This is a genomic window from Vibrio penaeicida (genome assembly GCF_002933855.1).
Classification (GTDB): domain Bacteria; phylum Pseudomonadota; class Gammaproteobacteria; order Enterobacterales; family Vibrionaceae; genus Vibrio; species Vibrio penaeicida_A.
The window spans coordinates 124,629-148,404 of sequence record NZ_BFAQ01000032.1 but is presented as its reverse complement, the minus strand read 5'-3'; the positions used below and the strand labels follow the sequence as shown (position 1 = coordinate 148,404).

The window sequence follows — 23,776 nt, the reverse complement described above, 5'->3', positions numbered from 1 at the left end:
GTCTATATGCAACGTTGGGATTTATTAAAACTGAGGGAATCTTCATTGAATTGCTTTGAGTCTTGAATGCATTTCGCTACTCTAGGGTTCACACCTACCTCCAACACAACCTGGAGCAATTAAAATGTCAAATGGACGTATTCTTCACACAATGATCCGTGTGGGCGATCTGGATCGCTCAATCGAGTTTTATACCAAGGTTTTAGGTATGAAGCTTCTGCGCACCAATGAAAATGAGCAATACAAATACACACTCGCCTTTCTAGGTTACTCCGACGAATCCGAAGGAGCCGTAATAGAGCTGACGTATAACTGGGGCACGGCTGAATATGACCTAGGTACAGCATTTGGTCATGTGGCACTGGGCTTTGATGACATTTATCAAACTTGTGATGCTATTCGTGAAGCGGGCGGCAACATTACACGTGAGCCAGGTCCAGTAAAAGGTGGAACCACTCATATTGCATTCGTTAAAGATCCAGACGGCTACATGATCGAATTGATTCAAAACAAATCAGCATCCGCTGGTTTAGAAGGTTAACTGAAAAATTTACTATCGTAGAGACGTGCTTCACTACCATCTTTTTACGGGTAATTTCTGGGTCTCTATTTAGGGTCTGTTGACCTTTCGCGGTTAAATTTCGTTCGAGTTCTATGCCTTTTTAATCGCGGCGCAAGGTGTGACGCCTAGTCATTCTAAGCAAACGCCTTGCAACAAAGAGTAAAAGTCATAGAAACGAACCCTTTGGGCAGCATTTGTGGCTGATTTCTACTACGTTATCGCCTATTGATGTAGAGCGACTACACCGAACAGGCTCTGCCTTGTATAAATAACCCACAAATTGCTGCAAAAATCATCTCGAAAGGTCAACAGACCCTAGGCAAAATTACTGAATAGAACTCGGCTGTTAACGGGTTATAAATAAAGCCATCTCTTTACATGAAAACAATTATCATTTAATATATTTGGAATATATGTTTTATGATCGTACGGAAGAATTGACAATGAATGTTAGAGACTGGGAACAGCATACACTGAAGGCCGATGTCGCCTTGCAGGAACAAGATTTTCTGCGCAGTATCATTCATTACCAGCAAGCTCTGGCTATTTCAGAAAAGCTGATTGATGAGCAAGAAGTCGAAGTCGACGATTTGCTGACGATCAATGTAATCTCCTGTCACAACCTGGCAAAATTCTGGCGCGAGAACGGTGATAACGATTACGAGCTTAAATACTTGCAACTTGCATCAGAAAAAATTCTTTCTCTGGTTCCTCAGTGTCCTAAAACGCATTGTGATAGCTTTGTAGATTCCTTAGGCTGTTGCCGTAAAGCTTTGATTGATTTCATGAAGCGCCATCCGAATCCAAAAGTTGCAGAGCAAGTGCAACATATCGATACAGCGACAAACTGCGAAATTATTGCGAGCTTCCGCTTAAACTGATCGTACGATTTTCTCACTTTCGTAATATCGACTAATACAAATAAAAAAGAAGCGCCATTCGGCGCTTCTTTTTTATTTAACCCATTATTTTTTACTAAACCTGTGTACGCCCCAATGAAATCACAACTCGACGGTTCTTGTCTTTGCCAAGAGGCGAGCTGTTATCTGCTACTGGTCTTCTCTCACCAAACCCTTGAACTTCAATTCTATTTTGCGGTAAACCTATCGACTGGAAATACTCACTCAATACACCCGCTCGGCGTTCAGACAAACTTTGATTGCCCTTTTTCCCACCACTAGAGTCGGTATAAGCCGCGACCAGAACCAAATCAATATCCTTGTTGTGTTTCACGTACTCAGCAATTTTAGCCAGCCGCTTTTGCGAGGCTTTGTTCAATTGATCACTGTTACGATCATAATGCAAAATCGTAAAGGAAATATCTTCAAAGCTGTACGGCAATAGTTGGCTAATGCACATACTAAAAGCATTATAGGAATGTTGGAACAGTACCGATGAAAGAGCAACTTCTACCCTTTTATCGCGGCTTTGCCAATCGGCGTAACCAAAGGTTGGATAGCGCCCCTTTTCAAGTTCGGAAAGAAGTCCCCAAGCAGTTTGCCCCCCAATGTAACCATCAAACTGCTTGAAGAACTTCAAATTGGAAATCTGTTCCGCGTTTTCACCAGCTCTCCAAATGGGTGGCATGGATACCAATGAAACGTTGCGAGTTTCTCCCATCGGACGGTACATTTTTAATTCAAAGTCGAGATTGATTTTCTTGCTAGCACGAGAAGTAAACACAGCTGAGCCGTAGTTAGGTATGGGATGCACCAATTGGCACTCCAATGGTGTATTAACCGACATTTCCCATTTAGACTGACCAGGATTAGCCACATAGCGAGTTTGCATGGCAGATGCACTGCTCGACGCCACTATAGCTAAACCCATAAGGCTACAGTTGAACCACATGTTTTTCTTCATTACTGTCTCTTCTTTCATCAAAACGGCTTGGCGTTGCCGCTTTTGCCATAAAAGCCCCTCTAATTGACGCTTTTATGTAAATTTACATAATGAATGCAAAAACCCCGCCAGATTTTCTGATCCTCTATAGAAAGGATTAAGTATCGCTAAACGGTATCGCTTGGGTATAATGCGATGCTTGTCACATGGAACAGAACAAATATGACTGAGATAAACAGCGACCTTACATTGAAACAACGCTTTAGAGGCTACTTCCCTGTTGTGATTGACGTGGAAACTGCCGGATTTAATGCAAAAACCGATGCACTTCTTGAAATTTGTGCCGTCACATTAAAAATGGATGATGAGGGCAACTTAGTGCCAGCGTCGACCATTCATTTCAATGTCGCACCGTTTGAAGGGGCCAATTTGGAAAAAGAAGCGCTTGAATTCAATGGAATTCGCGACCCTTTCAGTCCTCTCCGAGGTGCGGTCACTGAAGCTGAAGCGTTAAAAGAGATATATAAACTCGTGCGTAAGGAACAAAAAGCGGCTGACTGTAGTCGTGCGATTATCGTTGCCCATAACGCGACATTTGATCATAACTTTGTTATGGCTGCGAGCGAGAGAAGCAAACTCAAACGAGTCCCTTTCCACCCTTTCGCTACATTTGATACAGCGACGCTAAGTGGTCTTGCCTACGGTCAAACTGTATTGGCAAAAGCATGTAAAGTTGCTGGGATGGAATTCGATAACAAAGAAGCCCACTCGGCGCTTTACGATACAGAAAAAACCGCGGAGTTGTTTTGTGGCATCGTAAACAAATGGAAAGCACTGGGTGGGTGGCCACTCCACACTGAATCAGAATCTTAATACCGTTATTTCACAATAATAGATCTTAAAACTTATTCACAAACACAACATCTAAAACTACCTGAGAAATTTATGAACCCCGTTGTAATCTCTGTGTGCATTATGTTGGTACTCGCTCTTATGCGAGTCAACGTTGTCGTTGCACTCACTTTTAGCGCCGTCGTTGGCGGTCTTGTTTCTGGAATGTCACTGAATGAAGCAGTTTCCGCGTTTGAAAGCGGTCTGGGTGGCGGAGCGACCATCGCTTTAAGCTATGCCATGCTTGGTACGTTTGCTGTGGCGATTTCGAAGTCTGGCATTACCGATATGCTTGCAAATACCGTTATTCGAAAAATAAATGGCTCGGAAAACAATACAGCGTCCATTGGATTGAAATACTTCATTCTGGTTGCGCTCATTTTGGTTACCATGTCATCTCAAAACATCATTCCCGTGCACATTGCGTTCATCCCAATTCTGATCCCTCCTCTGTTGCAAGTGTTCGCTAAATTCAAGCTAGACAGACGTTTAATTGCTTGTTTGCTTACCTTTGGGTTGATCACGCCTTACATGGTTTTGCCTATTGGTTTTGGAGGGATATTTCTAAACAACATCCTACTTAAAAACTTGCACGACAACGGGTTAGATGTCGTGGCATCGCAGGTTCCGGTTGCCATGTTACTACCTGCAGCAGGTATGATATTTGGTTTACTCACGGCATTATTCTTTAGTTACAATAAGCCGCGGGAATATCAAGACATTACATTAGATAGCGCAGCTCAAAATCAACAGCCAAAAGTGAAAAGTAAGAACATTTGGATAGCCATAGTAGGTATCGTAATGGCGCTTGCTGTGCAACTGGCTACTGGTTCAATGATTATTGGTGCCTTAGCAGGCTTTATGGTGTTCACATTTGGTGGCGTTATTGCGTGGAAAGAAACGCAAGATGTATTCACTAAAGGGGTACACATGATGGCAATGATCGGCTTTATCATGATAGCCGCTGCAGGGTTTGCGGCCGTAATGAAACAAACGGGGGGCGTTGAATCACTTGTCGATGCGCTTTCAACCTCTATTGGGGATAACAAGCCCTTAGCCGCTCTATTAATGTTGATTGTCGGCTTACTGGTCACCATGGGCATTGGCTCGTCGTTTTCGACCATTCCTATCTTGGCAACGATTTATGTACCTTTAGCGATTGCATTTGGCTTCTCTCCCCTTGCGACTGTCGCTTTAGTCGGTACAGCAGCGGCATTAGGAGACGCGGGATCACCAGCATCAGATTCCACATTGGGGCCTACATCTGGGTTAAATGCGGATGGGCAGCATGAACATATATGGGAAACCGTGGTTCCGACCTTTGTTCACTACAATATACCGCTCATCGCCTTTGGCTGGATTGCAGCTATGGTGCTGTAGTTCTTATACCAGCCCCTAACGTTTATTGTTCTAAAAAGATCTGTTGTCCTAACAAGGTCTCTTCAACTAAAAAGGAAAGGCTTGGTGATCGAAATCACCAAGCCTTTTCTTTCTTTTTATATACAGAAAGCTTGAGTACAGGAAGCTTAAGTACAGAAAATCTTAATCACAAAAAATATTATTCTGCGTCTTCAATTTTCGCTGCTGCTTCTTTGACAAGAGGCTGCAATTCACCTTTCTGGAACATCTCAATGATGATATCGCAACCACCAACTAGCTCACCTTCAACCCAAAGTTGTGGGAATGTCGGCCACTGAGCGTATTTTGGTAGCTCTGCGCGGATATCCGGATTTTGTAGAATATCTACATATGCGAATTTCTCGCCACACGCCATAAGCGCTTGAGAAGCTTGAGAAGAAAAACCGCAGCTAGGCAGTTTTGGTGAGCCTTTCATGTAAAGAAGGATTGTGTTTTCAGCAATCTGCTGCTTGATTTTGTCGATGGTTTCCATTGCGTCCTCGTTAATGGATGCGTTAACTATTCAGACCATTCTACTGGTTTAAGTCAGAATAAAAAGTCCTTAATGACTAGGGTTATTACTTTTTGATCTATCAGACACTGGGTTCCCATTCTAAGTTTTAAAAAACTCTCTGCTTTTTCTTTTAATAAAGTAAAAACTTGCTAAACTAAATCAAAAATTTGGGCTGAACTTAGTATCTCGAGGTTACTTGAATACAGACAGTATTGGCTCATATAAAAGTCAAAAAGACTTAATAATAAAATACACACTGGAAGCAATCCGAAAGAGGTAGCACTCTTTCATATACAATGGAGAATCGAGCAATGGCATTTGAACTACCAGCTCTTCCTTACGCTAAAGATGCGCTAGAACCACATATTTCTGCGGAAACTTTAGATTTTCACCACGGCAAACACCACAACACGTATGTGGTTAAGCTGAACGGTCTAGTACCTGGTACTGAATTCGAAAACAAATCTCTTGAAGAAATCATCAAATCTTCAACGGGCGGTATTTTCAACAATGCAGCACAGATCTGGAACCACACGTTTTACTGGCACTGCCTAGCACCAAAAGCTGGCGGCGAACCTACTGGTGCAGTAGCTGACGCTATTAACGCATCATTCGGTTCTTTCGAAGAGTTCAAAGCAAAGTTCACTGATTCTGCAATCAATAACTTTGGTTCATCTTGGACTTGGCTAGTGAAAAAATCTGATGGTTCTTTGGACATCGTTAACACTTCAAATGCAGCGACACCACTGACTGAAGAAGGTATCACTCCTCTTCTGACTGTTGATCTGTGGGAACACGCTTACTACATCGATTTCCGTAATGTTCGTCCTGATTACATGGGTGCATTCTGGGCATTGGTTAACTGGGATTTCGTAGCAGAAAACCTAGCAAAGTAAGATCGTATTACTAAAAAATTCGAACCCACGCTTGTTGCGTGGGTTTTTTTGTATTCTTTACTCACTCAGTGCGATTTGTAACTTGATGTAAAGATGTAAAAAGGTAGGATATTCACCATATCTCCTAACCCCTCAAAGGCACACTGTGAAATTTGACGCTTATTTAGAAAAGCACTTTCAAATTCTGTTCTTTCTTATTTTGGCTGCTGGCACCCTCTTTTCCATTTATTACTCGGGAAACCAGCTACTTGATGGCGACCAAGACCAAATGCTTCTGAAGGGCTATATGGGTGCTTATGCTGGCAATTGGCTTCCGTTTGGCAACTATGGCAGCACAGTCGGTAATGTACCCGGTTATCTCTCAGCATTGGTTGTAGGTGGTCCTCTTCTTTTATGGGATTCTCCTTGGGCTCCAATGGCTTTTTTGATCGCCATCCGTATAGCTTCTGTTTTTATCTTAGATGCCGTTCTTAAACATTATTTCTCAAAACCCGTACGACTCGTTTTTGTATTGTTAGTTTGGTTTAGCCCATGGATGCAGTACGACAACGTCCTTTATAACCCTTCTTACCTTCTGTTTTTTGCCGCACTTCATTTTTGGACTGCTTTCAAAATGCGAGAGGGAGTGTCTTTTGGGTACAGCTTCTTGCATGTGCTTTCCATCGGAATGGCAATGCAACTTCATTTTTCGTGGCCGCTGTTAGCGTTTGTCTCGTTTTATTTGCTGTATCGTGGCTTAGGGAAAGTTTCTTGGGTAGGTGTAATTTGTGGCGTTTTGGTTACCGGCGCATCACTGATTCCATACTTCATCGAGATGATGAACAACGATCAAATTGTTCAGGAAAGTGACCGCTACATCGGCTATGGACTCACCCATGTATATCCTGTTTTAAAATCTGTGCTTTATTGGATTCGTTATGGATCGATGATGTTCTCTAACAAAGCTATCGCGAACAGTACGTTTGAATGGATTACAACAATAGAATTTGCTCGATTGGCGTTAGTTTACATTTGGAAAGCTTGGGTTTTCGGAGTGGGAGCGTTTACGGTTGTTGTGTCTGCTCGCTATAGCTGGCGTTTGTGGAAGCACGTGAAGCCTATAATTCGAAAATCTGAGGGCGTTGCCACTAAAGAAGACTGGCTACCACTCTATGCTTTTGGTGTCTTCGTTGCGATTCTCATATGCGCTGCATTAGCGCCTATCACATTCAACTATTGGCACTTAATGCTCGCCTACCCTTTCGCCATCATCCCTATTCTATATGGTGTGAAGCAATTTTTAGAAAGCAAACCAGAGCGCTTTAAGCTGTTCTTCTTGATTGCGGTTTGTCATCTTGTGTTGGTGAATATCGTCGCGTCTAACGACAGTAGGAAGTACTCTTCGTCCGCCAGTTATGTTGAGCAAGTGAATAAGTTTGTAAAAGATCATCATTCTGTCATTTACAAAAAAGAGTGAGTGAGTACTGAAAATACCCAGTAACTTAGCTTACGAAAAGCTCTATTAGATCAAAAATAGGCGACCATTTGGTCGCCTATTTTTCTAAGTCGAAAAAAACTCAAAATTTCCTAAAGTTAATGATTCTCCCGCCGCTAAAAGAACATCGAGCGAGGAGCGTCATGAACATTCATACATTAGACAAAGCCGCAATCATTAGCGAACTCAATGTTGGCTCTGACATCAGTCAGGCAGTCAACACGGGGCAACGTGCCGACTTTGCTTTACTTGTATCCATGTTTTCAAACGATGTACGAGACAACACGCCAGTTGAAACAGTAGAAACTCAAGAAGTCAGCGATGATAAACTGAGACAGCAGTTTGACTTGGCGACACCTCAAACTCTTCGCTCTAATGATGAATCCTACGAACGCTCAGCAGTACAGGCAAATTTATTCCATAAATCGGGGATCGCCAGCGCAAGACTCGCTCACGGTCTTGCTCCCGATGCGTTGGCATACTTGCCTCAAGGTACCCATAACCTACCTGAAGAGGTTTATCATAACCTGTCAGGACACGAACGTCGCAAACTAACTGAAGCACCTGCGACCAAAGTTGTCCCTCAGGAAATCTACAAGCAGATGTCTGAAGCAAACCTATTACACAAACTTAAGATGTCCGCCTAACAGAAACCAGACCAACACCCATTCTTATTTATGAGACAGTTTTCAAGTTACAAGCATTTCTAGCGAGACTCAAATCATAAAGAATGACCCAAAAACCCTTTCATCAAAAAACTATGATGTTATTCACATCATGAGTCAGTAATTTTTCCCATGATAGTTATTCACACGTTACTCCGCACTTAATCACGACTTATCCAGAGTTCAGTGTGAATAACTTAAAGACCAAATAATAACAATACTTTAACTAGAGTGAGGTATCCCGATGGATATACGAAACTCAGTGGTTTTAATCACTTCTGCAGGCTCAGGGCTAGGCAGTACATTGGCAGTGCACTTTACCTCTTTAGGGGCTCGCGTTGTTGTCGCGGACACAGACTCGAAGGCGCTTTTAGATACCGTAAAACGTTGTCGCACTTTGTCTGACAGTATTTATTATTATCCGCTTCCAGACCACTCTTCCGAGAGTATTCAGTCTTTGTTTAATTACATTGATGAGCGGTTTGAAAACGGCGTTGATGTACTAATAAATAATTGGCCCAGTATGCCACTTCCAAGGCTATTTGGCAGTGAACAAGGAGAAGAGTTCACTCATAAATTGTCGTCATTGGCTTCGTCCTTATACGGTTACGGGAAAGCCAGTGCTCTGAGAATGCGCATGCACAAAAAGTCGGGTGTTATTGTAAATTTAACCTCACATCAGCAACACAATCTGCCCGAGGGGCTTGAGAATGTTTCTGCAATGATTGTTGGATTTACTCAAACATGGGCGAAAGAGCTCGACCCATTTAACATCCGTGTGGGTGGTGTCATACCCACACAATTTCGCGCTAAGGACAGTGCCAATGGTGATTGGGCATACGTGCAGGATGAAATGATTAGAAACACTGAATACATAGTCTCAAATGACTATTTTAATGGTCGCGTAATGGCTTCAGAAGCATAGGCATAGATAGCTAATGCAGACAGCTAAGCTATGCAGGTAACGAAGATATACAAATCGCTAAAATACACGAATAGCATAGCTCATACGCGAAATTTACTAGGAACGAAACAGAAAAGCTCCACCAAATGGTGGAGCTTTGTTTTTTCCCGAAAGGTTATCGAGTGCTAGCGAAAACCTTTTTTAAGCATCTTGCTTACGCTTCAGCTTTTTCTTTCTTTGTAGCTTTCGCCGCTGATTTAGCTGCTGGTTTTGCAGCAACTTGGTCTGCTTTTTTCTTGATTACGGTTGTACCTTCGAAAGTTTCACCTTCAATGTATGGCTTACCGTAGAATGCAGACAACATCACTTCTTTCAGCTCAGAGATTAGAGGGTAACGCGGGTTCGCACCAGTACATTGGTCATCGAACGCGTCTACCGCTAGTTCATCAATCTTCGCTAGGAAGTCAGCTTCGTTCACACCAGCCGCTTGGATAGACTTAGGAATGTCCAAGTTATCTTTAAGCTCGTCCAACCAACCTAGAAGACGCTCGATCTTCTGAGCAGTACGGTCACCTGGTTGAGTTAGGTCTAGGTGGTCTGCAACTTCTGCGTAACGACGGCGCGCTTGTGGGCGGTCGTACTGAGAGAATGCAGTTTGCTTAGTTGGATTGTCGTTTGCGTTGTAGCGTACAACGTTGTCAATCAACATTGCGTTAGTCATACCGTGAGCAAGATGGAACTCAGCACCAATCTTATGCGCCATTGAGTGACATACACCTAGGAATGCGTTCGCAAACGCGATACCAGCGATAGTTGCAGCATTGTGAACTTTCTCACGAGCAATTGGGTCGTTAGAACCGTTCGCATAGCTAGATGGTAGGTACTCTTTCAGCATCTTAAGTGCTTGTAGAGCTTGACCATCAGAGTATTCGTTCGCAAGAACCGATACGTAAGCTTCAAGTGCGTGCGTTACTGCATCGTAACCACCGAATGCACATAGAGACTTAGGCATGTTCATTACTAGGTTTGCATCTACAATAGCCATTTGAGGCGTTAGTTCGTAGTCAGCAAGTGGGTATTTCGCGCCAGTTTTGTCGTCGGTAACAACCGCAAATGGTGTTACTTCTGAACCTGTACCTGAAGTGGTTGGGATACAAACCATTTCCGCTTTCTTACCCATTTTAGGGAACTTGTAGATACGTTTACGGATATCCATAAAGCGCATTGCAAGGTCTTCAAATGCTGTTTCTGGGTGCTCGTACATTACCCACATGATTTTCGCAGCATCCATTGGTGAACCACCACCAAGCGCGATGATAACATCAGGCTGGAAGCTCTTCATTGAATCTGCACCTTTTTGTACAGCAGACAATACTGGATCCGCTTCTACATCAAAGAACGTTTGAACTTCCATGCCGTTCGCTTTCAGGATGCTGATGGTTTCATCTGCGTAACCGTTATTGAATAGGAAACGGTCTGTAACGATGAATGCACGCTTCTTACCTTCAAGGTCGCCTAGTGCTACTGGAAGGCTACCGCGACGGAAGTAGATAGACTTAGGTAGTTTATGCCACAACATGTTCTCAGCTCGCTTAGCTACAGTTTTCTTGTTAATTAGGTGCTTAGGACCTACGTTCTCAGAGATTGAGTTACCACCCCAAGAACCACAACCCAATGTCAGTGAAGGTGCAACGTTGAAGTTGTACAGGTCACCGATACCACCGTGAGTCGTTGGGATGTTGATTAGAATACGAGCTGTTTTAAGTTTGTCGCCGAAATAACGAACACGGTCTGCGTTCTTGTCTTGGTCAGTGTACAAACCAGATGTGTGACCGATACCGCCGATCTCAACCATTGTTACCGCTTGAGCCACTGCGTCTTCGAAGTTATCAGCGCGGAACAAACCAAGAGTTGGAGACAATTTCTCGTGAGCGAACTCGTCATCGTAAGAAACTTTACCCAAACCTTCACCAACAAGTACTTTCGTGTCTGCTGGTACTGTTACACCTGCCATTTCAGCGATAGCTGGTGCAGGCTGACCTACGATTTTCGCGTTTAGGTTGCCTTCGATTAGAAGAACTTTACGTACTTTCGCTGCTTCATCTTTGCTTAGAACGTAAGCTTTGTGAGAAGCAAAACGCTCTTTCACTTCGTCGTATACTTCATCAACTACAATAGCTGCCTGCTCAGAAGCACATACAACACCGTTATCGAAAGTCTTAGACATTAGGATAGAAGCGACTGCGCGTTTGATATCTGCAGTTTCGTCGATAACAACAGGAACGTTACCTGCACCAACACCGATTGCTGGTTTACCAGAAGAGTATGCCGCTTTAACCATGCCTGGACCACCAGTCGCAAGGATAAGTGCGATGTCGTCGTGCTTCATCAGTGCATTAGAAAGCTCAACAGAAGGTTGGTCGATCCAACCAATGATGTCTTTTGGTGCGCCAGCAGCGACTGCCGCATCTAAAACAAGCTTAGCCGCATCGTTTGTAGAGTTCTTTGCACGTGGGTGTGGCGAGAAAATAATCGCATTACGTGTCTTCAAAGAAATAAGAGATTTGAAGATTGCTGTAGAGGTCGGGTTAGTTGTTGGAACGATACCGCAGATGATGCCTACAGGCTCTGCGATTGTCATTGTGCCAAGGCTCTCGTCTTCGTCTAGAACACCACATGTTTTTTCATCTTTATACTTATTGTAGATGTACTCAGAAGCAAAGTGGTTTTTGATAACCTTATCTTCAACAATACCCATACCAGACTCTTCTACCGCTTGCTGTGCTAGAGGAATACGAGCTTGGTTAGCGGCTAGAGATGCTGCGCGGAAAATTTTGTCTACTTGCTCTTGAGAGAAAGTAGCAAATTCTGCTTGAGCCGCTTTAACACGTGCGACCATTGCATCAAGTTCAGCCAGATTAGTTACAGGCATAATGAATCTCCTAAAATAGAAAAATATTAAAAACTTTTTATTAAGGTTGTTGCCTTAAGTTTTTAACGTTTCGTCAATCACTTATCGAACCACAGTCTTAGTAAATTGCTTTCAGGACTGAGTATAATATTTCAGGGTGTGAAAAAAATTGACTCAGATCAGTTATGAAAAACTAAATACTACTTACTGGGTATACGAAAAGAAAAAATCACAATAAGTGATTGATAGTTAAGTATATTCAAGCAAAATAATAATATGCTTAAAAAAGAATCAAACAAGTAAATAAATACAAAAAACAACAGCACTCTGTAAGAAAATTTCATTTTTGTTCATTTATAGAACAAAATACCTCAATTCCACACTTGAGATGCAACTGGTTACTCAACCATGCAACCGTTTCAGACAGATGAACACGGCGTGTTTTTAACAATTTTTCATATTCGTACAAAACATCTTTCATTTCCACTTATTTCACTGCCTGTAACACATTCATTACCCCATGCTAGTAACGAGTATTGGGCGCCTCACAATGCAGAGTAAATATCTGCAATTCACCTAATTCCAAGAACAAAATCCCCCTACACTTTAAGCGCCTTTTAAGATTACTTTTATACTGTCTTAAGTTGAGATCTTGCTCATTCGAGTGTGAAAGAAAATCAATTGAGCAAATAAAACACTTGTCGACTAAACACACTCGCTAAGCGTACTCGATATAGTTCAGCCAATTTGCCTCTACTTTTTGCGCTGTACTTGGACTTTTTATCTACCCGAATTCGGTTAAGATACGTGGCAAGGATTTCAAATTTATATTCAACATGCCAAAACACGCTCTAAAACATCACCTTTACGTCATTATTTTCGGTACTCATACCACTGCCGGTAGAATTTTCGACATAGCGCTTATCGTCGCTATTTTGGCATCGTTGGCAGTTTTAGTCATAGACTCAACGCTACCAGCAGAGAGCATATGGTCCACAAGGTTGCTTTATGCAGAGTATGTCTTTACTGCCTTATTCACTATTGAATATCTTCTCAGGTTGTATTGCTCACCGAAACCCAGTGCATACGCTAAAAGCTTTTATGGGGTGATTGATCTACTCGCCATTTTACCTACTTACTTTGTGCTCATTTTCCCTTCTGCCTCTTTTATTGCAGTTATTCGTTTGCTTCGCGTAATGCGTATCTTCAGAATTTTAAAGTTGGTTCGATATCTTCAAGATTCCAATCTACTGCTACGCTCGCTGTTGATGTCACGCCGAAAAATTCTGATTTTTTTCAGCACCGTCGCCATTTTGGTCACCATCTTCGGCTCGCTTATCTTCGTCATTGAAGGTCCGCATAATGGGTTTACGAGCATTCCGCAAAGTATCTATTGGGCCATCGTCACCATTACAACAGTGGGCTATGGTGATCTCGTCCCTCAAACCCCTATCGGTAAGGCCATTGCATCACTGACCATGTTACTGGGTTATTCTATTTTGGCAGTGCCTACGGGGATTATTACGGCTGAATTGAATCATGAGATGAATGCGCATCGGAACCTAGTTAAGTGCCCTAACTGTTCAAGTAATGGGCATGAATCGGATGCGCTTTACTGTAAGCATTGTGGGGGAGAGTTAGCGTCACCAGACGCGAGAGTCGTACCCGTTGAAGTGGATGAGTCGCAGAAAAATAAAATCAGCAGCCACGAGTAACGCTTTCGACGATAAATCGATCGCCCAAGTACATCGGCGCGGTATACCTTATATAGCACTGTGTTTCTAAGATACCGTTTCGGCTCGGGTGTTCGACCCATTCGGAACGTGTCAGCAACCAAGAATCTTTTCGATTGGTGTGAACTGCATGATGCGCTACCCAAACCCAAGGCTTGTCGGTATGGCGGTATCCCATATTTATATCAACAAAGTTCGCTAAACCACCGATTCTAACGCTTGGATAACCAAACTGCAGTTGCCCAAACCCTTGCAGCATACCGAATTCATCTTGTTCCACACCTTCTTCAATAGCTTGTAAGTTAGCCACTTCCGCAGCATGCGTCACCTTGCTTGCTAACCCCTCAATAAGCGCTTGATTGTACTCTTTCTGCATACTGAAAAACTTAGGTGCAGCGGTGACTGCCATTAACGAGAACACCGTCATTCCCATTAGCCCTTCAAACATTGAAAACCCATAATTCAGCCTAAGCATTGCCTTTCCTTCAGCTCACAACCCGCACTTTATAACTTGAGTATAGTTGGATGTTAAAAATTGCCAGTCAGAAGTACGTAAACGCTAGGAAATAATTAGGACAGAGCAAACCTGAGAATGTAAAAAAATGGAAAGGGACTAAATCAAACAAAAAGCGCTTCTGGAATAGAAGCGCTTTCAAAGAAATCTATATCATTGAAAATATTACTTTTCAGACAAAATAATTCTTAGTGTTCTACGTAACGGCTCCGCAGCACCCCAAAGTAGCTGATCACCTACGGTAAATGCGTTAAGGAAATCGTCTCCCATCGACATTTTACGTAAGCGACCTACAGGGACAGATAACGTGCCAGTCACTTTAGCCGGTGTTAATTCTTGCGCGGTGATATCACGATCGTTAGGAACAACCTTTACCCAATCATTATGAGTTGCGATCATTTCTTCAATCTCATCCATTGGGATGTTCTGCTTTAGCTTAATCGTCAGTGCTTGAGCGTGACAACGCATTGCACCAATGCGAACACATGTGCCATCAATTGGAATTGGTGAGCTTTGAGAACCCAAGATCTTGTTCGCCTCTACACCCGCTTTCCACTCTTCTTTGCTCTGACCGTTTTCGCGTTTAACGTCGATCCAAGGAATCAAAGAACCCGCAAGAGGTACACCAAATTGGTCTGTTGGGAAAGAAGAGGCACGCAATGTTTCTGCTACTTTTTTGTCGATATCGAGAATAGAGCTCGCTGGGTTAGCTAATTCCGTGCTAACGGAATCATTGATCACGCCCATTTGAGAGATAAGCTCTCGCATGTTTTTCGCACCAGCGCCAGAAGCCGCTTGATACGTCATTGCGCTCATCCACTCAATGTGACCTTTTTCGTATAGCCCACCTAATGCCATAAGCATCAAGCTAACTGTACAGTTACCGCCAACAAATGTGTTTGTACCGCCATGAATACCTTGCTGAATTTGCGCTAGGTTAACAGGATCAAGTGTAATAATGGAGTCTTCAGCCATACGCAGCGTCGACGCTGCATCGATCCAGTAACCTTTCCAACCCGCCTGACGCAACGCTGGGTATACCTTCTCTGTGTAACTGCCACCCTGGCAAGTAATAACGGCATCAAGCTGTTTCAAGCTTTCAATATCAAACGCATCTTGAAGAACACCAGCCTCTTTACCAAAGTTTGGGGCTGGAATACCAACCTGCGAGGTGCTGTAAAAAACTGGCTCGATGACATCAAAGTCTTTTTCTTCGACCATTCTCTGCATCAGAACCGAACCGACCATACCACGCCAGCCTACAAGACCTACTCTCATTGTTTACACTCCATGTCTCTTTTTAAACAAACTCCCCCATCTATAAGATTTTTGAGGCATGAAAACAAGCCTTTTCACCCTAAATGCGCAAAAAATCCACGATACAAAGGAAATTGACGACTTTTGGAATTGTCGAGATTACGTGCGACCAAAGAAATGGGGGGTATAGGAATTGGCTAAATAGGGTGGAAAACAAAAACACCATGGAGTTTCCATGGAGTTTCCATGGTGTTTATTTCTACGAAGGAGCTAAGCGGTATTGACCGCTCCCAAGTAAGATTCAACATCATCAACAGTGAGCTTCAAGCACCGCTCAAGCTCTGATATTGACTGTTCTGATGGGAAAGCCCCATCTTTCAAAACATTCTCTATTTCAGCACAAATGTCTCGAAGACTGGTTGCCCCCAAATTACCCGCTACGCCTTTCAAACTATGTGCGATACGATGCGCCTGTTCCTTTTCTTTTGCTAATGCTTCTTTTAACTTATTCACATCATCGCCATGGTCTTGCAAAAACACGTTTAGAACCATCAAAACAGACTCTTCATCCTGATCAAAGGTTTCAAGCATCGTATCTGGGTCAAAGCCGCTCGGAAGAGCTGTATTTGGAATGTTAACGGATTCTTCTGCACTCGTTGGGCTCTCGCTGTCAGCTGGCAGAACAAATGACGCATGAGAGCTTGTATTTTGAGAGTGCGCGCTTTGGAAATCAGAGTGCTGAGGGATTTCACTTTGCACAAGTGGAGCGCTATCCATTTCCTTAGTTACAGTTTGAGTCGATGAACTGTCCTCTTGAACTTTAGCGCTGTTTTTAGAATGACTCTTTGCCTCATCACCCTTGGAAGGATTGGGTACTTTCGCACCTATGGCTCCTATTCGAGTCGTTTGAGATACCCCACTATACACAAACCATGAGAGAGCGAAAATTAACACTCCACTCAAGAAAAGGGTGAGCGTGAAAATCCTCTTTTCTGACTCTTTAAAGCCAAACTTAACTTCATCTATCTCCCGTACAATCGAATGCTTTATGATCTCTTCAGTCACGTAACTAAGCTGCGCGTGTTCAGCTAAAATAATTGAGGATTGAGACAGCAAAGATTGAATCTGCTTTTTATACGGCGCGTCAAATTGCTCAGACCGAAGCATTATCGACTCAAGCGTCATAAAATTAGGGGGGTTAAGGTTGGTGTTTGCATAAAATGAGTTAAACATGTAAGCACCAAGTTCGTTGTAAAGAACAACCAATCCACTGGGCACTCCCTCACTGCTTTTCGCCTTGAGAATTTGCTCCGAGAGCCCGCGAATGTCCATTGCAACATTCAAATAATTTTCAGCACGCTCTACAAATCGATCCGTTAGATAAACCAATTGTGCCGTTTCTGGGCTCCAAAAACCTGCGTTTGTGCCGGACTCTATTTGAACAGCAACGGATTTAACTAACTCAAGGCTAAGAGACATCTGCTCAATATGCTGAGCTCGAATAGGATCGGGAAAAGATAAGGTATAACGGAATTCTTCTATCTGGCTAGACAATGAATCTACAGATTCTGCTTCCTGACGCAATTGACTAAACTGAATATAAAAGACGGTAGAGATAACGCCCCAAATCAATAGGACAGAAAATATGACGAACTTGATGTTTTTTTTGCTACTTTCATCCATAAAATAGCTCTTTATCGTGCGTGAGTTAATTCAATAAGGTGGCTCTACAACCACCTTACCTATTCGATTTCTATGAACGACGCGTTAACTGATCTCGCAAGTTAGGGGGCGTACCTTTTAGTGTTAGCGTGTCTGTTTCCGGATCGTAGAAAATGCGTTCGCCTAGCAGCAAACTATCAAAGTTAATAGAAACACCCCCACCGGCACCAACGAACTTCGTTAGTTTCCGAACGGTAGAGCGATCGCCAGGAAAACTCTCTTCAAGATCATAACCTTGCTCTTGAGTGTAGTCTAAGAAACTGGTCCCATCATTACTTGTTGGCAATTCGCCAGACAGCTCACGAATTTCGACTTCATCACCCGATTTAATCTGCTCATTACAATAATCGAAGACTTGCTTACGATATTGAGTGGCTTCTTCTTTTTCAAGTTTTGAGTCTGAGCAAAAATCTTCAACAGCCTGCATGAGAACTTGGTTCTGCACCTTCGTATCAAGCCCGACATCCGCTTGGAGGAAGTCTAAGAAGAAATCCGAAACTTTACGCCCTACTCGCCCCTTAATGAACGTGAGGTATCGGTTTGATTCTTCATCTGTAGCGTAAGTCGATAGGTCTATTCTTGCCGCAATATCCATCTTGCTGATATCAAGATAGTCGGTTGCACTGATTTCTAGCCCTTCTGTCACCTTCAAGCTTTCATTTGATGGAAGCAACCCCACAAATAAATATTCCGTCGCAAGTGATTGATACTCAGCAAAAACCAAAATGCCTTCGTCCGCAAATGGGTATTTAGACAATTCCTCTTTTAACCTCGTAGCACTTATCTGAGAAAAATCGTAAAAGCTCTTCTCATTTTGGCGAAGTTCTTGCAACCATGATTTAAAATCGCTGTCTGGTTTAAACGTACCAAAGCCTTTACCTGCTTTGCTATTAAAAACCCGATGCAGTTCGGCAACTAGGTTTTCGGATGATCCTTCATTAGGAAGCGACTCTTGGCGAAAATTAACGGTCAATTCTTCTTGCTCATTTTTAACCAGCTTATGAAGGATGACGTTTGAAAGATGCAGACTCATAATAATTTTGTCGTGTTCTAGTTTCAGTTGAGAGGGAGAGTAGGTTATCATAAGCCGCTTTTACTATCATTATCAGAGTCTATATGCCGATTACATCTAAATACAGTGACGAACAAGTTGAATCTATCTTGGCTGAGATTGCAGCCGTACTTGACAAAAACGGCGCAAATACAGAGCTTTCATTGATGATCGCGGGAAATATCGCAACGAATGTCTTAAATCAAAACGTTCCTGCTTCACAACGTAAGGTAATTGCTGAAAAATTCGCTCAAGCACTTATCTCATCCGTCGATGGCGATGCAACTCACTAATTCAATCAATAAGACTGAAATATAAATGGTAGATAGCGAAAATACATACAGTGAACGCGTTTCTCGTCTTGTGAGTTGGGGGCATTGGTTTGCCTTCTTCAATATCATCGCAGCAATGCTAATTGGTACTCGGTACATTACTCAGTCCCCATGGCCCGACACCCTTCTAGGACAAGTCTATTTGGCTGTATCTTGGCTTGGGCATTTTGCTTTTTTGATTTTTGCTATCTACATATTGGTGCTATTCCCGCTCACCTTTTTAGTGCCATCACGGAAACTATTCCGTTTTCTTTCGGCGTGTTTTGCAACCGCCGGCCTCACCGTTTTACTGCTTGATACTCAGGTTTATCAAAACCTTCATTTGCACTTAAACCCTGTCGTTTGGGATTTATTGGTCAGCAAAGAAGGAAACTTCACCCCTGAGTGGCAACAATTTTTTGTTTTTGTCCCTGTTATCTTTTTAATGCAGTTAGCCCTAGCAGAATGGGTATGGCGCAAAAAAAGAAAACTTGCACACAAACACATTGGTAAACCACTCGCAGCCGTTTTCTTCGTGTGTTTTATCGCAAGTCACCTAATTTACATCTGGGCAGATGCATTCTTCTACAACCCAATTACCAGCCAACGCGCAAACTTCCCGCTTTCTTACCCGATGACGGCGAAAAGCTTTATGGAAAAGCACGGCTTACTGGATAAAGAAGAATATTTGGACAGGCTTGATAGCTATTCTGGTGATGTGAAACTGGTTCAGTATCCGATAGAGCCTTTGGTATACGAAAGCCGAGGCAAAGACTTAAACGTCTTAATCATCATGGTCGATAACCTAAGAGCTGATGCCGTCACGCCCGATACAATGCCAACGCTAGACGCCTATGCCAGCGAGCACTTGAACTACACCAATCATTACAGCGCAAGTAATGACATGTACGGCGTATTTGGATTGTTCTACGGTTTACCAAGCAGCTATGCCGAGAGCATAAAAGCGCAGCAAGACGCGCCGTTATTCATCCAACTGCTGGAAAAGAAGAACTACAACTTTGGCTTATTTAGTGGCGACAACTTTGCTGACAAGCTCTACCGAGACATTATCTTCAAAGATATTCTGCCGGAAGACATAAAAGCCTCAGAATCCACCGATGACAAGTTAGCTATTTCTAATTGGTCTACTTGGCTAGAGTCTAAGCCTAATCAACCATGGTTCAGCTATGTCGAGCTTAATGGTTTAGCCAACTTTGAAACGGCTCATCCAACCCTTCCAGGCAGCCAATTAGAAGCGCAGCTGAAAGAAGGCTATATGAGTTCAACGATGCAAGCAGATCAGCTATTGGCATCAATGTTTGAACAGCTAGAAAAATTGGAACTGACCGATAATACCGTGGTGATTGTTACTTCAAATCACGGCACGGAGTTTAATGAAACCAAGAGTAGCTCTTGGGGTTCTAGCACCAACTACAGCCGTTTCCAGCTTCAAGTGCCTATGATCATTCAATGGCCAGGAAAAGAAACGGCAGAATTTACGCATAAAACCAGCCATTTGGACTTATCACCGACGTTGATGCACCAGATCCTTGGTGTCAGTTCAAACCCGACGGATTACAGCAGCGGGCGCAGCTTATTCGATACCGATGAAAGAAGTTGGATCATCGCCGGTAACCGACGTGAAGTCGCGATGATAGCGGATGGTGAAACAACGGTTGTCGACCGTTTTGGTAACTACAAAGTGTACGATTCTGAATACAATAGAAAACGCGACGACAACCCTAAACTTTCTATCTTGATGCAAGGCTTAACGGAGCAGAAAAGATTTTATACCGAGCAGTGACAGGTGAATAAATATCAAGCACTTGTTCATGGTAAAGGCTAAAAATCGTTGACTCATCCTCTTGAAAGAGATTACATTGTTTTTATCGGACTGTAGCGCAGCTTGGTAGCGCACTGTCATGGGGTGTCAGGGGTCGGAGGTTCAAATCCTCTCAGTCCGACCATGATTTTAGCCCGTAGCTCAATGAGTTACGGGCTTTTTCATTTTATAAAACACTCAAGGGTGGTAACAACGTGGTAACAAGGTGGTAATATACAGTAGTCCACTTTTCGCGATTCACTCAGGGCTATCTTTTAGACATTTCTCAAGCATGATCTTCGCCCATTAAAAAGCCCCCTAAATAGGAAGCTCGTTTAAATTGTTTATATCTTTTCTATGATCAATGGGTTTGCAGAGCTAACCGAAGATTTAAGATAGTTAGTTAACTCAGAGCTAATAACCTCATATTGTAATGTGTTATCAGCCCAACTAAGAACTGTAGATTGAGCCCCAAACCTAACTCTAACGCTATTCAAGCTTCCAATTTTTGTGTGCGACCCATTTGATGAGGTTGAAATCCTTAATACACATTGGTTATCTGTCGTTCTTCCACCTAAGGCAAGTATAAAATATGTACCAGAAGCCTCTAATTTATCGGTAAAACTAAATATAGATTGTCCGTTTATTCTTCCATGAGTACCAGAAATGAAGTTGTAAAACATATTATATACGTTTTGAGTTTGAATATTGAATCTTAGGCTAGAGTCCGTATTAAACACCCTTCGCATAGTACCGTTATCGTTGTACCAAATTTCCTTAGCTTTTCTCAGCGTGCCACCGTCATTGAAATAGACTTCTTTCGCCTTGCGTTGTGTTCCGCTGTCGTTAAACCAAAACTCAGCCGCCATGGTTACCACCTCACAAATAAGCCTCCAACGGGGGGAACCGCAACGCCTGTTGGAGCGCCTAATCCTGCCGCGCCAGTCACCATGACCTTGCCTTTCAATAGCACTCGATCACAATCTAAATCCCCCCCGACCTTTACATCCTGCTCAAACCTTGATTCGGCAGTATGCGTTAAAAACGTTGTATCGTGGTCTTTGTAGATATATGCCTTAGCGATTCCTTGAGTGTTCCTAAAAGTAATATGCTGTCTCTGATTAGACTTGAGCTCAATATTACCGCTGCAAACAAAATCACCCGCCGTCAACTTATTAGGAACACTCACACCATCTTTATGGACCGCAAGGCGGGTATGATTTGTGCTGCCCTCCCCCACTCTGAAATGCAAACTCTTAGCGGGTTGTCCGGCTGTGGCATGATCAGCAAAGCCGATATGCACGGTTTTATCACCTGCGTATTTGTCTTTAACCCCTGATGATATTGCAATGTATGCCCAGCTATTAGACGTAGCATTTCTCAAGTCCAACAACTTAGAACTTGATGAATCTCTCTTGACAACCATGTCACCGAATACGCCGTTTCTGTTGCCTCGAACTGGCCAATAAGCATCGATTTCCGCTTGTCTGTTTGCTCTAATTTGATCTGGTGTGCCTGTTCTTGGCACAAAATTGGTGGGTCTCGAATCTGTATAGCCTGCAGAGGTTGCGTAAACCTGAAGTCTCGTCACCTTACCGTTTGAACTTGTGAGGTTATACCTGGCACCGCCGCCCCGTAGCCAAACAATAACGCCGCCGGTTGAAAGTTGAATACCGCCGACCATTGCCGTATAGGACTCTGCGAACTGCACGATACGGATTGTTTTATCATTCCCGCCCCAACTACTGTCACCTGACCAACGAAAGTTCAGTGTTAATCCGCCCTTGTGCGTTGATGTATTCCATGAGTTAGGCGCTGGCCAGTTATAGTGGCGACTAATCCCAATATCAGCGAAATCAAAATGACTTGGACCATTAATTCTTACTGGGTAATAAGTATTCGCGTCACCGCCCACTGTAAAGGGGTGGGTATTGCCATATCTGCCAAAATCCGCGCTCCCCTCGGTCAGTACCTTTTTCCAGTTTGCACCATTCCAGAGTTTCAGGACACTTGGCGCAACTGGGTTTGCTGATGGATTGTTTTCTGTCACATTCTTGATAAACATTTCATTGTTATCAGCAAATAAAGCCATGCCTTTTTGTTTATCCGTGTTCCAGTTATTGAGGAACCAACCGCCGGCTGTTGTGCTGTACTCAGCACCACCCGCATTAAACTTGGTGGCGCCAACTGGTCCGTTTACCGTTAAACCGTTTCCATCCAATACAGCGACTGCGACACCACCGACACTGAAACCCAACGTGTTGGTCGATTCGCGGTATATGCCTGTATCTGAGTCTTCCTGGAAGGAATAAGCTGGTGCCGCGGAGGTACCGAATACCCCCGTCATTGCCCCCTTCCAGTCAACATTGCCAGACACGATGTCATTGATACCGGCAACGATCCCATCCATTTCCTGATCCATCCGTTCAGCAAGAATTTTCACACCTGCGTCACGGTCATCGCGCCAGCTGAATAGACGCTGAAAGTATCCACTCGCGTTAAATGGCATGGTGGCATCTCCTTATTCAGAGTAAAAGTGAGGGTATTGAGTCAATGGACTTTGTGGGTAACATGCGATATTTTAGCTGTATGAACGTTGCCGATCTTAATTCATCCGAGTTTTTGGCGCTCATACCTAGTGCCTGCCTTGTAGGGTTTTACATTCCTCTTCTCTTTGCGCGTTTCTATCAAACAAAATTTTCACACCGCTCAGAAGACTTTTTTACTCTGTACGCGTGTGGCGTTGTTTTACTTTATTTGCCTGTTCTTATTAATTATTTTCAACAAATCGGTCAAAACCTGCCTATCGGACAGATACCTGTGCTCAATGCTTACGGTCTAATCGTCATGGGCGTACTTTCCGGAGTATGGATACCATGGATGTTTGCCTCCGTTTATCGGGAAAGCTGGCACACTTGGCCGACAGTGAGCCGTGTATATTTTGTGCTGAGTTCAGCGATTGCGCTGTGTCTGTTTTTATTTATTCCGATCGTGTTTTTCTAGTCGTTTGTTTGGGCTGACGGTGATGCATCCTAACACCTTGATTTACGGTTTCGCTGTAGCGGCTTCACCTGCATAGCCACCACTTTGCAAACTCAGCAACCGCATAATGAGCTTTTGTAATGCTGGGTTCTTGTTCACTTCTTCACCTACGCCTTTTGGTAATTCTCGCCCGGCTAGCCTTTCTGCGAGCAATTTGGCAATCTGCGCTTCTTTCTTCGCGGTCAGTGCGCGAACCGCTGAACCGCCACCTTTACGCGCTAAAAGCGTGGCTAATGCCCCCATGCTTGCCGATTGAGCGTCTTCGCC

The 23,776-nt window shown here is 43.3% G+C and carries 22 protein-coding genes and 1 tRNA gene; 13 read left to right on the top strand and 10 right to left on the bottom strand.

Annotation, left to right across the window (positions count from 1 at the left end):
• Positions 1 to 124: 124 nt before the first annotated feature.
• Both gloA and VPNCDNU1_RS19400 read left to right on the top strand, forming a co-directional pair.
• Positions 125 to 541 carry a lactoylglutathione lyase gene (gene gloA / locus VPNCDNU1_RS19405; RefSeq protein ID WP_104401849.1) on the top strand — a complete coding sequence of 139 codons (417 nt, stop codon included), beginning with the start codon at positions 125 to 127 and terminating at the stop codon, positions 539 to 541.
• Between the two features lie 464 nt (positions 542 to 1,005).
• Complete coding sequence (locus tag VPNCDNU1_RS19400) at positions 1,006 to 1,443, top strand: DUF2753 domain-containing protein (protein ID WP_104401871.1); 438 nt, start codon at positions 1,006 to 1,008, stop codon at positions 1,441 to 1,443.
• Positions 1,444 to 1,537: 94 nt separating this feature from the next.
• On the opposite strand, the gene motY is transcribed toward VPNCDNU1_RS19400, so the two are convergent.
• Positions 1,538 to 2,392 carry a flagellar protein MotY gene (gene motY / locus VPNCDNU1_RS19395; protein WP_371410803.1) on the bottom strand — a complete coding sequence of 285 codons (855 nt, stop codon included), beginning with the start codon at positions 2,390 to 2,392 and terminating at the stop codon, positions 1,538 to 1,540.
• 234 nt (positions 2,393 to 2,626) lie between these two features.
• Here motY and rnt point away from each other — a divergent pair, with 234 nt between their 5' ends.
• On the top strand, positions 2,627 to 3,277 hold the full coding sequence (gene rnt, locus VPNCDNU1_RS19390; protein WP_201797140.1) for a ribonuclease T: 651 nt from the start codon (positions 2,627 to 2,629) through the stop codon (positions 3,275 to 3,277).
• Positions 3,278 to 3,349: 72 nt separating this feature from the next.
• Positions 3,350 to 4,675, top strand: a complete 1,326-nt coding sequence (locus VPNCDNU1_RS19385) for a Na+/H+ antiporter family protein (RefSeq protein ID WP_104401847.1) — start codon at positions 3,350 to 3,352, stop codon at positions 4,673 to 4,675.
• 178 nt (positions 4,676 to 4,853) lie between these two features.
• Here VPNCDNU1_RS19385 and VPNCDNU1_RS19380 read toward each other — a convergent pair whose 3' ends face one another.
• Positions 4,854 to 5,186 carry a Grx4 family monothiol glutaredoxin gene (locus tag VPNCDNU1_RS19380; protein ID WP_104401846.1) on the bottom strand — a complete coding sequence of 111 codons (333 nt, stop codon included), beginning with the start codon at positions 5,184 to 5,186 and terminating at the stop codon, positions 4,854 to 4,856.
• 332 nt (positions 5,187 to 5,518) lie between these two features.
• Here VPNCDNU1_RS19380 and sodB point away from each other — a divergent pair, with 332 nt between their 5' ends.
• The 4 genes from sodB (at position 5,519) to VPNCDNU1_RS19360 (ending at position 9,167) form a co-directional block, all read left to right on the top strand.
• Positions 5,519 to 6,103, top strand: coding sequence for a superoxide dismutase [Fe] (gene sodB, locus VPNCDNU1_RS19375; protein ID WP_104401845.1), 585 nt, complete (start codon positions 5,519 to 5,521; stop codon positions 6,101 to 6,103).
• Between the two features lie 145 nt (positions 6,104 to 6,248).
• Positions 6,249 to 7,559, top strand: a complete 1,311-nt coding sequence (locus VPNCDNU1_RS19370) for a 3-deoxy-D-manno-octulosonic acid transferase (protein ID WP_237324175.1) — start codon at positions 6,249 to 6,251, stop codon at positions 7,557 to 7,559.
• Positions 7,560 to 7,720: 161 nt separating this feature from the next.
• Positions 7,721 to 8,224, top strand: coding sequence for a VC2046/SO_2500 family protein (locus VPNCDNU1_RS19365; RefSeq protein ID WP_104401844.1), 504 nt, complete (start codon positions 7,721 to 7,723; stop codon positions 8,222 to 8,224).
• A 262-nt stretch (positions 8,225 to 8,486) separates the two neighbouring features.
• Positions 8,487 to 9,167, top strand: coding sequence for an SDR family oxidoreductase (locus tag VPNCDNU1_RS19360; protein WP_104401843.1), 681 nt, complete (start codon positions 8,487 to 8,489; stop codon positions 9,165 to 9,167).
• 193 nt (positions 9,168 to 9,360) lie between these two features.
• Here the strand turns inward: VPNCDNU1_RS19360 and adhE are convergent, their stop codons facing one another.
• Entirely contained in the window at positions 9,361 to 12,078 is a 2,718-nt protein-coding gene (gene adhE, locus VPNCDNU1_RS19355) for a bifunctional acetaldehyde-CoA/alcohol dehydrogenase (RefSeq protein ID WP_104401842.1), read from the bottom strand.
• An 815-nt stretch (positions 12,079 to 12,893) separates the two neighbouring features.
• On the opposite strand from adhE, the gene VPNCDNU1_RS19350 reads away from it, so the two are divergent.
• Complete coding sequence (locus VPNCDNU1_RS19350; protein ID WP_104401841.1) at positions 12,894 to 13,772, top strand: ion transporter; 879 nt, start codon at positions 12,894 to 12,896, stop codon at positions 13,770 to 13,772.
• Here VPNCDNU1_RS19350 and VPNCDNU1_RS19345 read toward each other — a convergent pair.
• The 4 genes from VPNCDNU1_RS19345 to yejK form a co-directional block, all read right to left on the bottom strand.
• A complete protein-coding gene (locus tag VPNCDNU1_RS19345) occupies positions 13,756 to 14,265 on the bottom strand; it encodes a hypothetical protein (protein WP_104401840.1) in 510 nt (169 codons plus the stop codon). The two genes, VPNCDNU1_RS19350 and VPNCDNU1_RS19345, sit on opposite strands and share 17 nt — an antisense overlap.
• A gap of 204 nt (positions 14,266 to 14,469) precedes the next feature.
• Positions 14,470 to 15,582: an aspartate-semialdehyde dehydrogenase gene (asd, locus tag VPNCDNU1_RS19340; RefSeq protein ID WP_104401839.1), complete on the bottom strand. Its 1,113-nt coding sequence runs from the start codon at positions 15,580 to 15,582 to the stop codon at positions 14,470 to 14,472.
• Positions 15,583 to 15,831: 249 nt separating this feature from the next.
• Positions 15,832 to 17,244, bottom strand: coding sequence for an Hpt domain-containing protein (locus tag VPNCDNU1_RS19335; protein WP_104401838.1), 1,413 nt, complete (start codon positions 17,242 to 17,244; stop codon positions 15,832 to 15,834).
• A 70-nt stretch (positions 17,245 to 17,314) separates the two neighbouring features.
• Positions 17,315 to 18,316 carry a nucleoid-associated protein YejK gene (gene yejK, locus VPNCDNU1_RS19330; RefSeq protein WP_104401868.1) on the bottom strand — a complete coding sequence of 334 codons (1,002 nt, stop codon included), beginning with the start codon at positions 18,314 to 18,316 and terminating at the stop codon, positions 17,315 to 17,317.
• An 83-nt stretch (positions 18,317 to 18,399) separates the two neighbouring features.
• On the opposite strand from yejK, the gene VPNCDNU1_RS19325 reads away from it, so the two are divergent.
• The 3 genes from VPNCDNU1_RS19325 to VPNCDNU1_RS19315 all read left to right on the top strand — a co-directional run bounded on the left by VPNCDNU1_RS19325 (position 18,400) and on the right by VPNCDNU1_RS19315 (position 20,612).
• On the top strand, positions 18,400 to 18,627 hold the full coding sequence (locus VPNCDNU1_RS19325) for a YejL family protein (protein WP_104401837.1): 228 nt from the start codon (positions 18,400 to 18,402) through the stop codon (positions 18,625 to 18,627).
• A gap of 25 nt (positions 18,628 to 18,652) precedes the next feature.
• The gene (locus VPNCDNU1_RS19320) at positions 18,653 to 20,449 is read left to right on the top strand and encodes a DUF3413 domain-containing protein (RefSeq protein ID WP_104401836.1); all 1,797 of its coding nucleotides are present in this window, start codon (positions 18,653 to 18,655) and stop codon (positions 20,447 to 20,449) included.
• A gap of 86 nt (positions 20,450 to 20,535) precedes the next feature.
• Positions 20,536 to 20,612 (top strand) — tRNA-Pro (locus tag VPNCDNU1_RS19315).
• Between the two features lie 199 nt (positions 20,613 to 20,811).
• Here the strand turns inward: VPNCDNU1_RS19315 and VPNCDNU1_RS19310 are convergent.
• The gene (locus VPNCDNU1_RS19310; RefSeq protein ID WP_104401835.1) at positions 20,812 to 21,336 is read right to left on the bottom strand and encodes a hypothetical protein; all 525 of its coding nucleotides are present in this window, start codon (positions 21,334 to 21,336) and stop codon (positions 20,812 to 20,814) included.
• A 2-nt stretch (positions 21,337 to 21,338) separates the two neighbouring features.
• Complete coding sequence (locus VPNCDNU1_RS19305) at positions 21,339 to 22,976, bottom strand: hypothetical protein (protein ID WP_104401834.1); 1,638 nt, start codon at positions 22,974 to 22,976, stop codon at positions 21,339 to 21,341.
• 44 nt (positions 22,977 to 23,020) lie between these two features.
• Between VPNCDNU1_RS19305 and VPNCDNU1_RS19300 the strand changes: the two genes are divergently transcribed.
• Positions 23,021 to 23,470, top strand: a complete 450-nt coding sequence (locus VPNCDNU1_RS19300) for a hypothetical protein (RefSeq protein ID WP_145959472.1) — start codon at positions 23,021 to 23,023, stop codon at positions 23,468 to 23,470.
• Positions 23,471 to 23,512: 42 nt separating this feature from the next.
• Here the strand turns inward: VPNCDNU1_RS19300 and VPNCDNU1_RS28860 are convergent.
• A partial coding sequence (locus tag VPNCDNU1_RS28860; protein WP_167404839.1) for a hypothetical protein occupies positions 23,513 to 23,776 on the bottom strand: 264 nt, incomplete at its 5' end.

What these genes read in the sequence shown, in the direction of transcription:
- VPNCDNU1_RS19305 (WP_104401834.1), bottom strand. Translation starts at nt 22,976, where the DNA reads ATGCCATTTAACGCGAGTGGATACTTTCAGCGTCTATTCAGCTGGCGC.
- VPNCDNU1_RS19300 (WP_145959472.1), top strand. Translation starts at nt 23,021, where the DNA reads ATGGACTTTGTGGGTAACATGCGATATTTTAGCTGTATGAACGTTGCC.
- VPNCDNU1_RS19320 (WP_104401836.1), top strand. Translation starts at nt 18,653, where the DNA reads ATGGTAGATAGCGAAAATACATACAGTGAACGCGTTTCTCGTCTTGTG.
- motY (WP_371410803.1), bottom strand. Translation starts at nt 2,392, where the DNA reads ATGGGTTTAGCTATAGTGGCGTCGAGCAGTGCATCTGCCATGCAAACT.
- asd (WP_104401839.1), bottom strand. Translation starts at nt 15,582, where the DNA reads ATGAGAGTAGGTCTTGTAGGCTGGCGTGGTATGGTCGGTTCGGTTCTG.
- adhE (WP_104401842.1), bottom strand. Translation starts at nt 12,078, where the DNA reads ATGCCTGTAACTAATCTGGCTGAACTTGATGCAATGGTCGCACGTGTT.
- VPNCDNU1_RS19310 (WP_104401835.1), bottom strand. Translation starts at nt 21,336, where the DNA reads ATGGCGGCTGAGTTTTGGTTTAACGACAGCGGAACACAACGCAAGGCG.
- VPNCDNU1_RS19325 (WP_104401837.1), top strand. Translation starts at nt 18,400, where the DNA reads ATGCCGATTACATCTAAATACAGTGACGAACAAGTTGAATCTATCTTG.
- VPNCDNU1_RS19385 (WP_104401847.1), top strand. Translation starts at nt 3,350, where the DNA reads ATGAACCCCGTTGTAATCTCTGTGTGCATTATGTTGGTACTCGCTCTT.
- VPNCDNU1_RS19350 (WP_104401841.1), top strand. Translation starts at nt 12,894, where the DNA reads ATGCCAAAACACGCTCTAAAACATCACCTTTACGTCATTATTTTCGGT.
- VPNCDNU1_RS19380 (WP_104401846.1), bottom strand. Translation starts at nt 5,186, where the DNA reads ATGGAAACCATCGACAAAATCAAGCAGCAGATTGCTGAAAACACAATC.
- VPNCDNU1_RS19365 (WP_104401844.1), top strand. Translation starts at nt 7,721, where the DNA reads ATGAACATTCATACATTAGACAAAGCCGCAATCATTAGCGAACTCAAT.
- yejK (WP_104401868.1), bottom strand. Translation starts at nt 18,316, where the DNA reads ATGAGTCTGCATCTTTCAAACGTCATCCTTCATAAGCTGGTTAAAAAT.
- VPNCDNU1_RS19345 (WP_104401840.1), bottom strand. Translation starts at nt 14,265, where the DNA reads ATGCTTAGGCTGAATTATGGGTTTTCAATGTTTGAAGGGCTAATGGGA.
- VPNCDNU1_RS19400 (WP_104401871.1), top strand. Translation starts at nt 1,006, where the DNA reads ATGAATGTTAGAGACTGGGAACAGCATACACTGAAGGCCGATGTCGCC.
- VPNCDNU1_RS19335 (WP_104401838.1), bottom strand. Translation starts at nt 17,244, where the DNA reads ATGGATGAAAGTAGCAAAAAAAACATCAAGTTCGTCATATTTTCTGTC.
- rnt (WP_201797140.1), top strand. Translation starts at nt 2,627, where the DNA reads ATGACTGAGATAAACAGCGACCTTACATTGAAACAACGCTTTAGAGGC.
- gloA (WP_104401849.1), top strand. Translation starts at nt 125, where the DNA reads ATGTCAAATGGACGTATTCTTCACACAATGATCCGTGTGGGCGATCTG.
- sodB (WP_104401845.1), top strand. Translation starts at nt 5,519, where the DNA reads ATGGCATTTGAACTACCAGCTCTTCCTTACGCTAAAGATGCGCTAGAA.
- VPNCDNU1_RS19360 (WP_104401843.1), top strand. Translation starts at nt 8,487, where the DNA reads ATGGATATACGAAACTCAGTGGTTTTAATCACTTCTGCAGGCTCAGGG.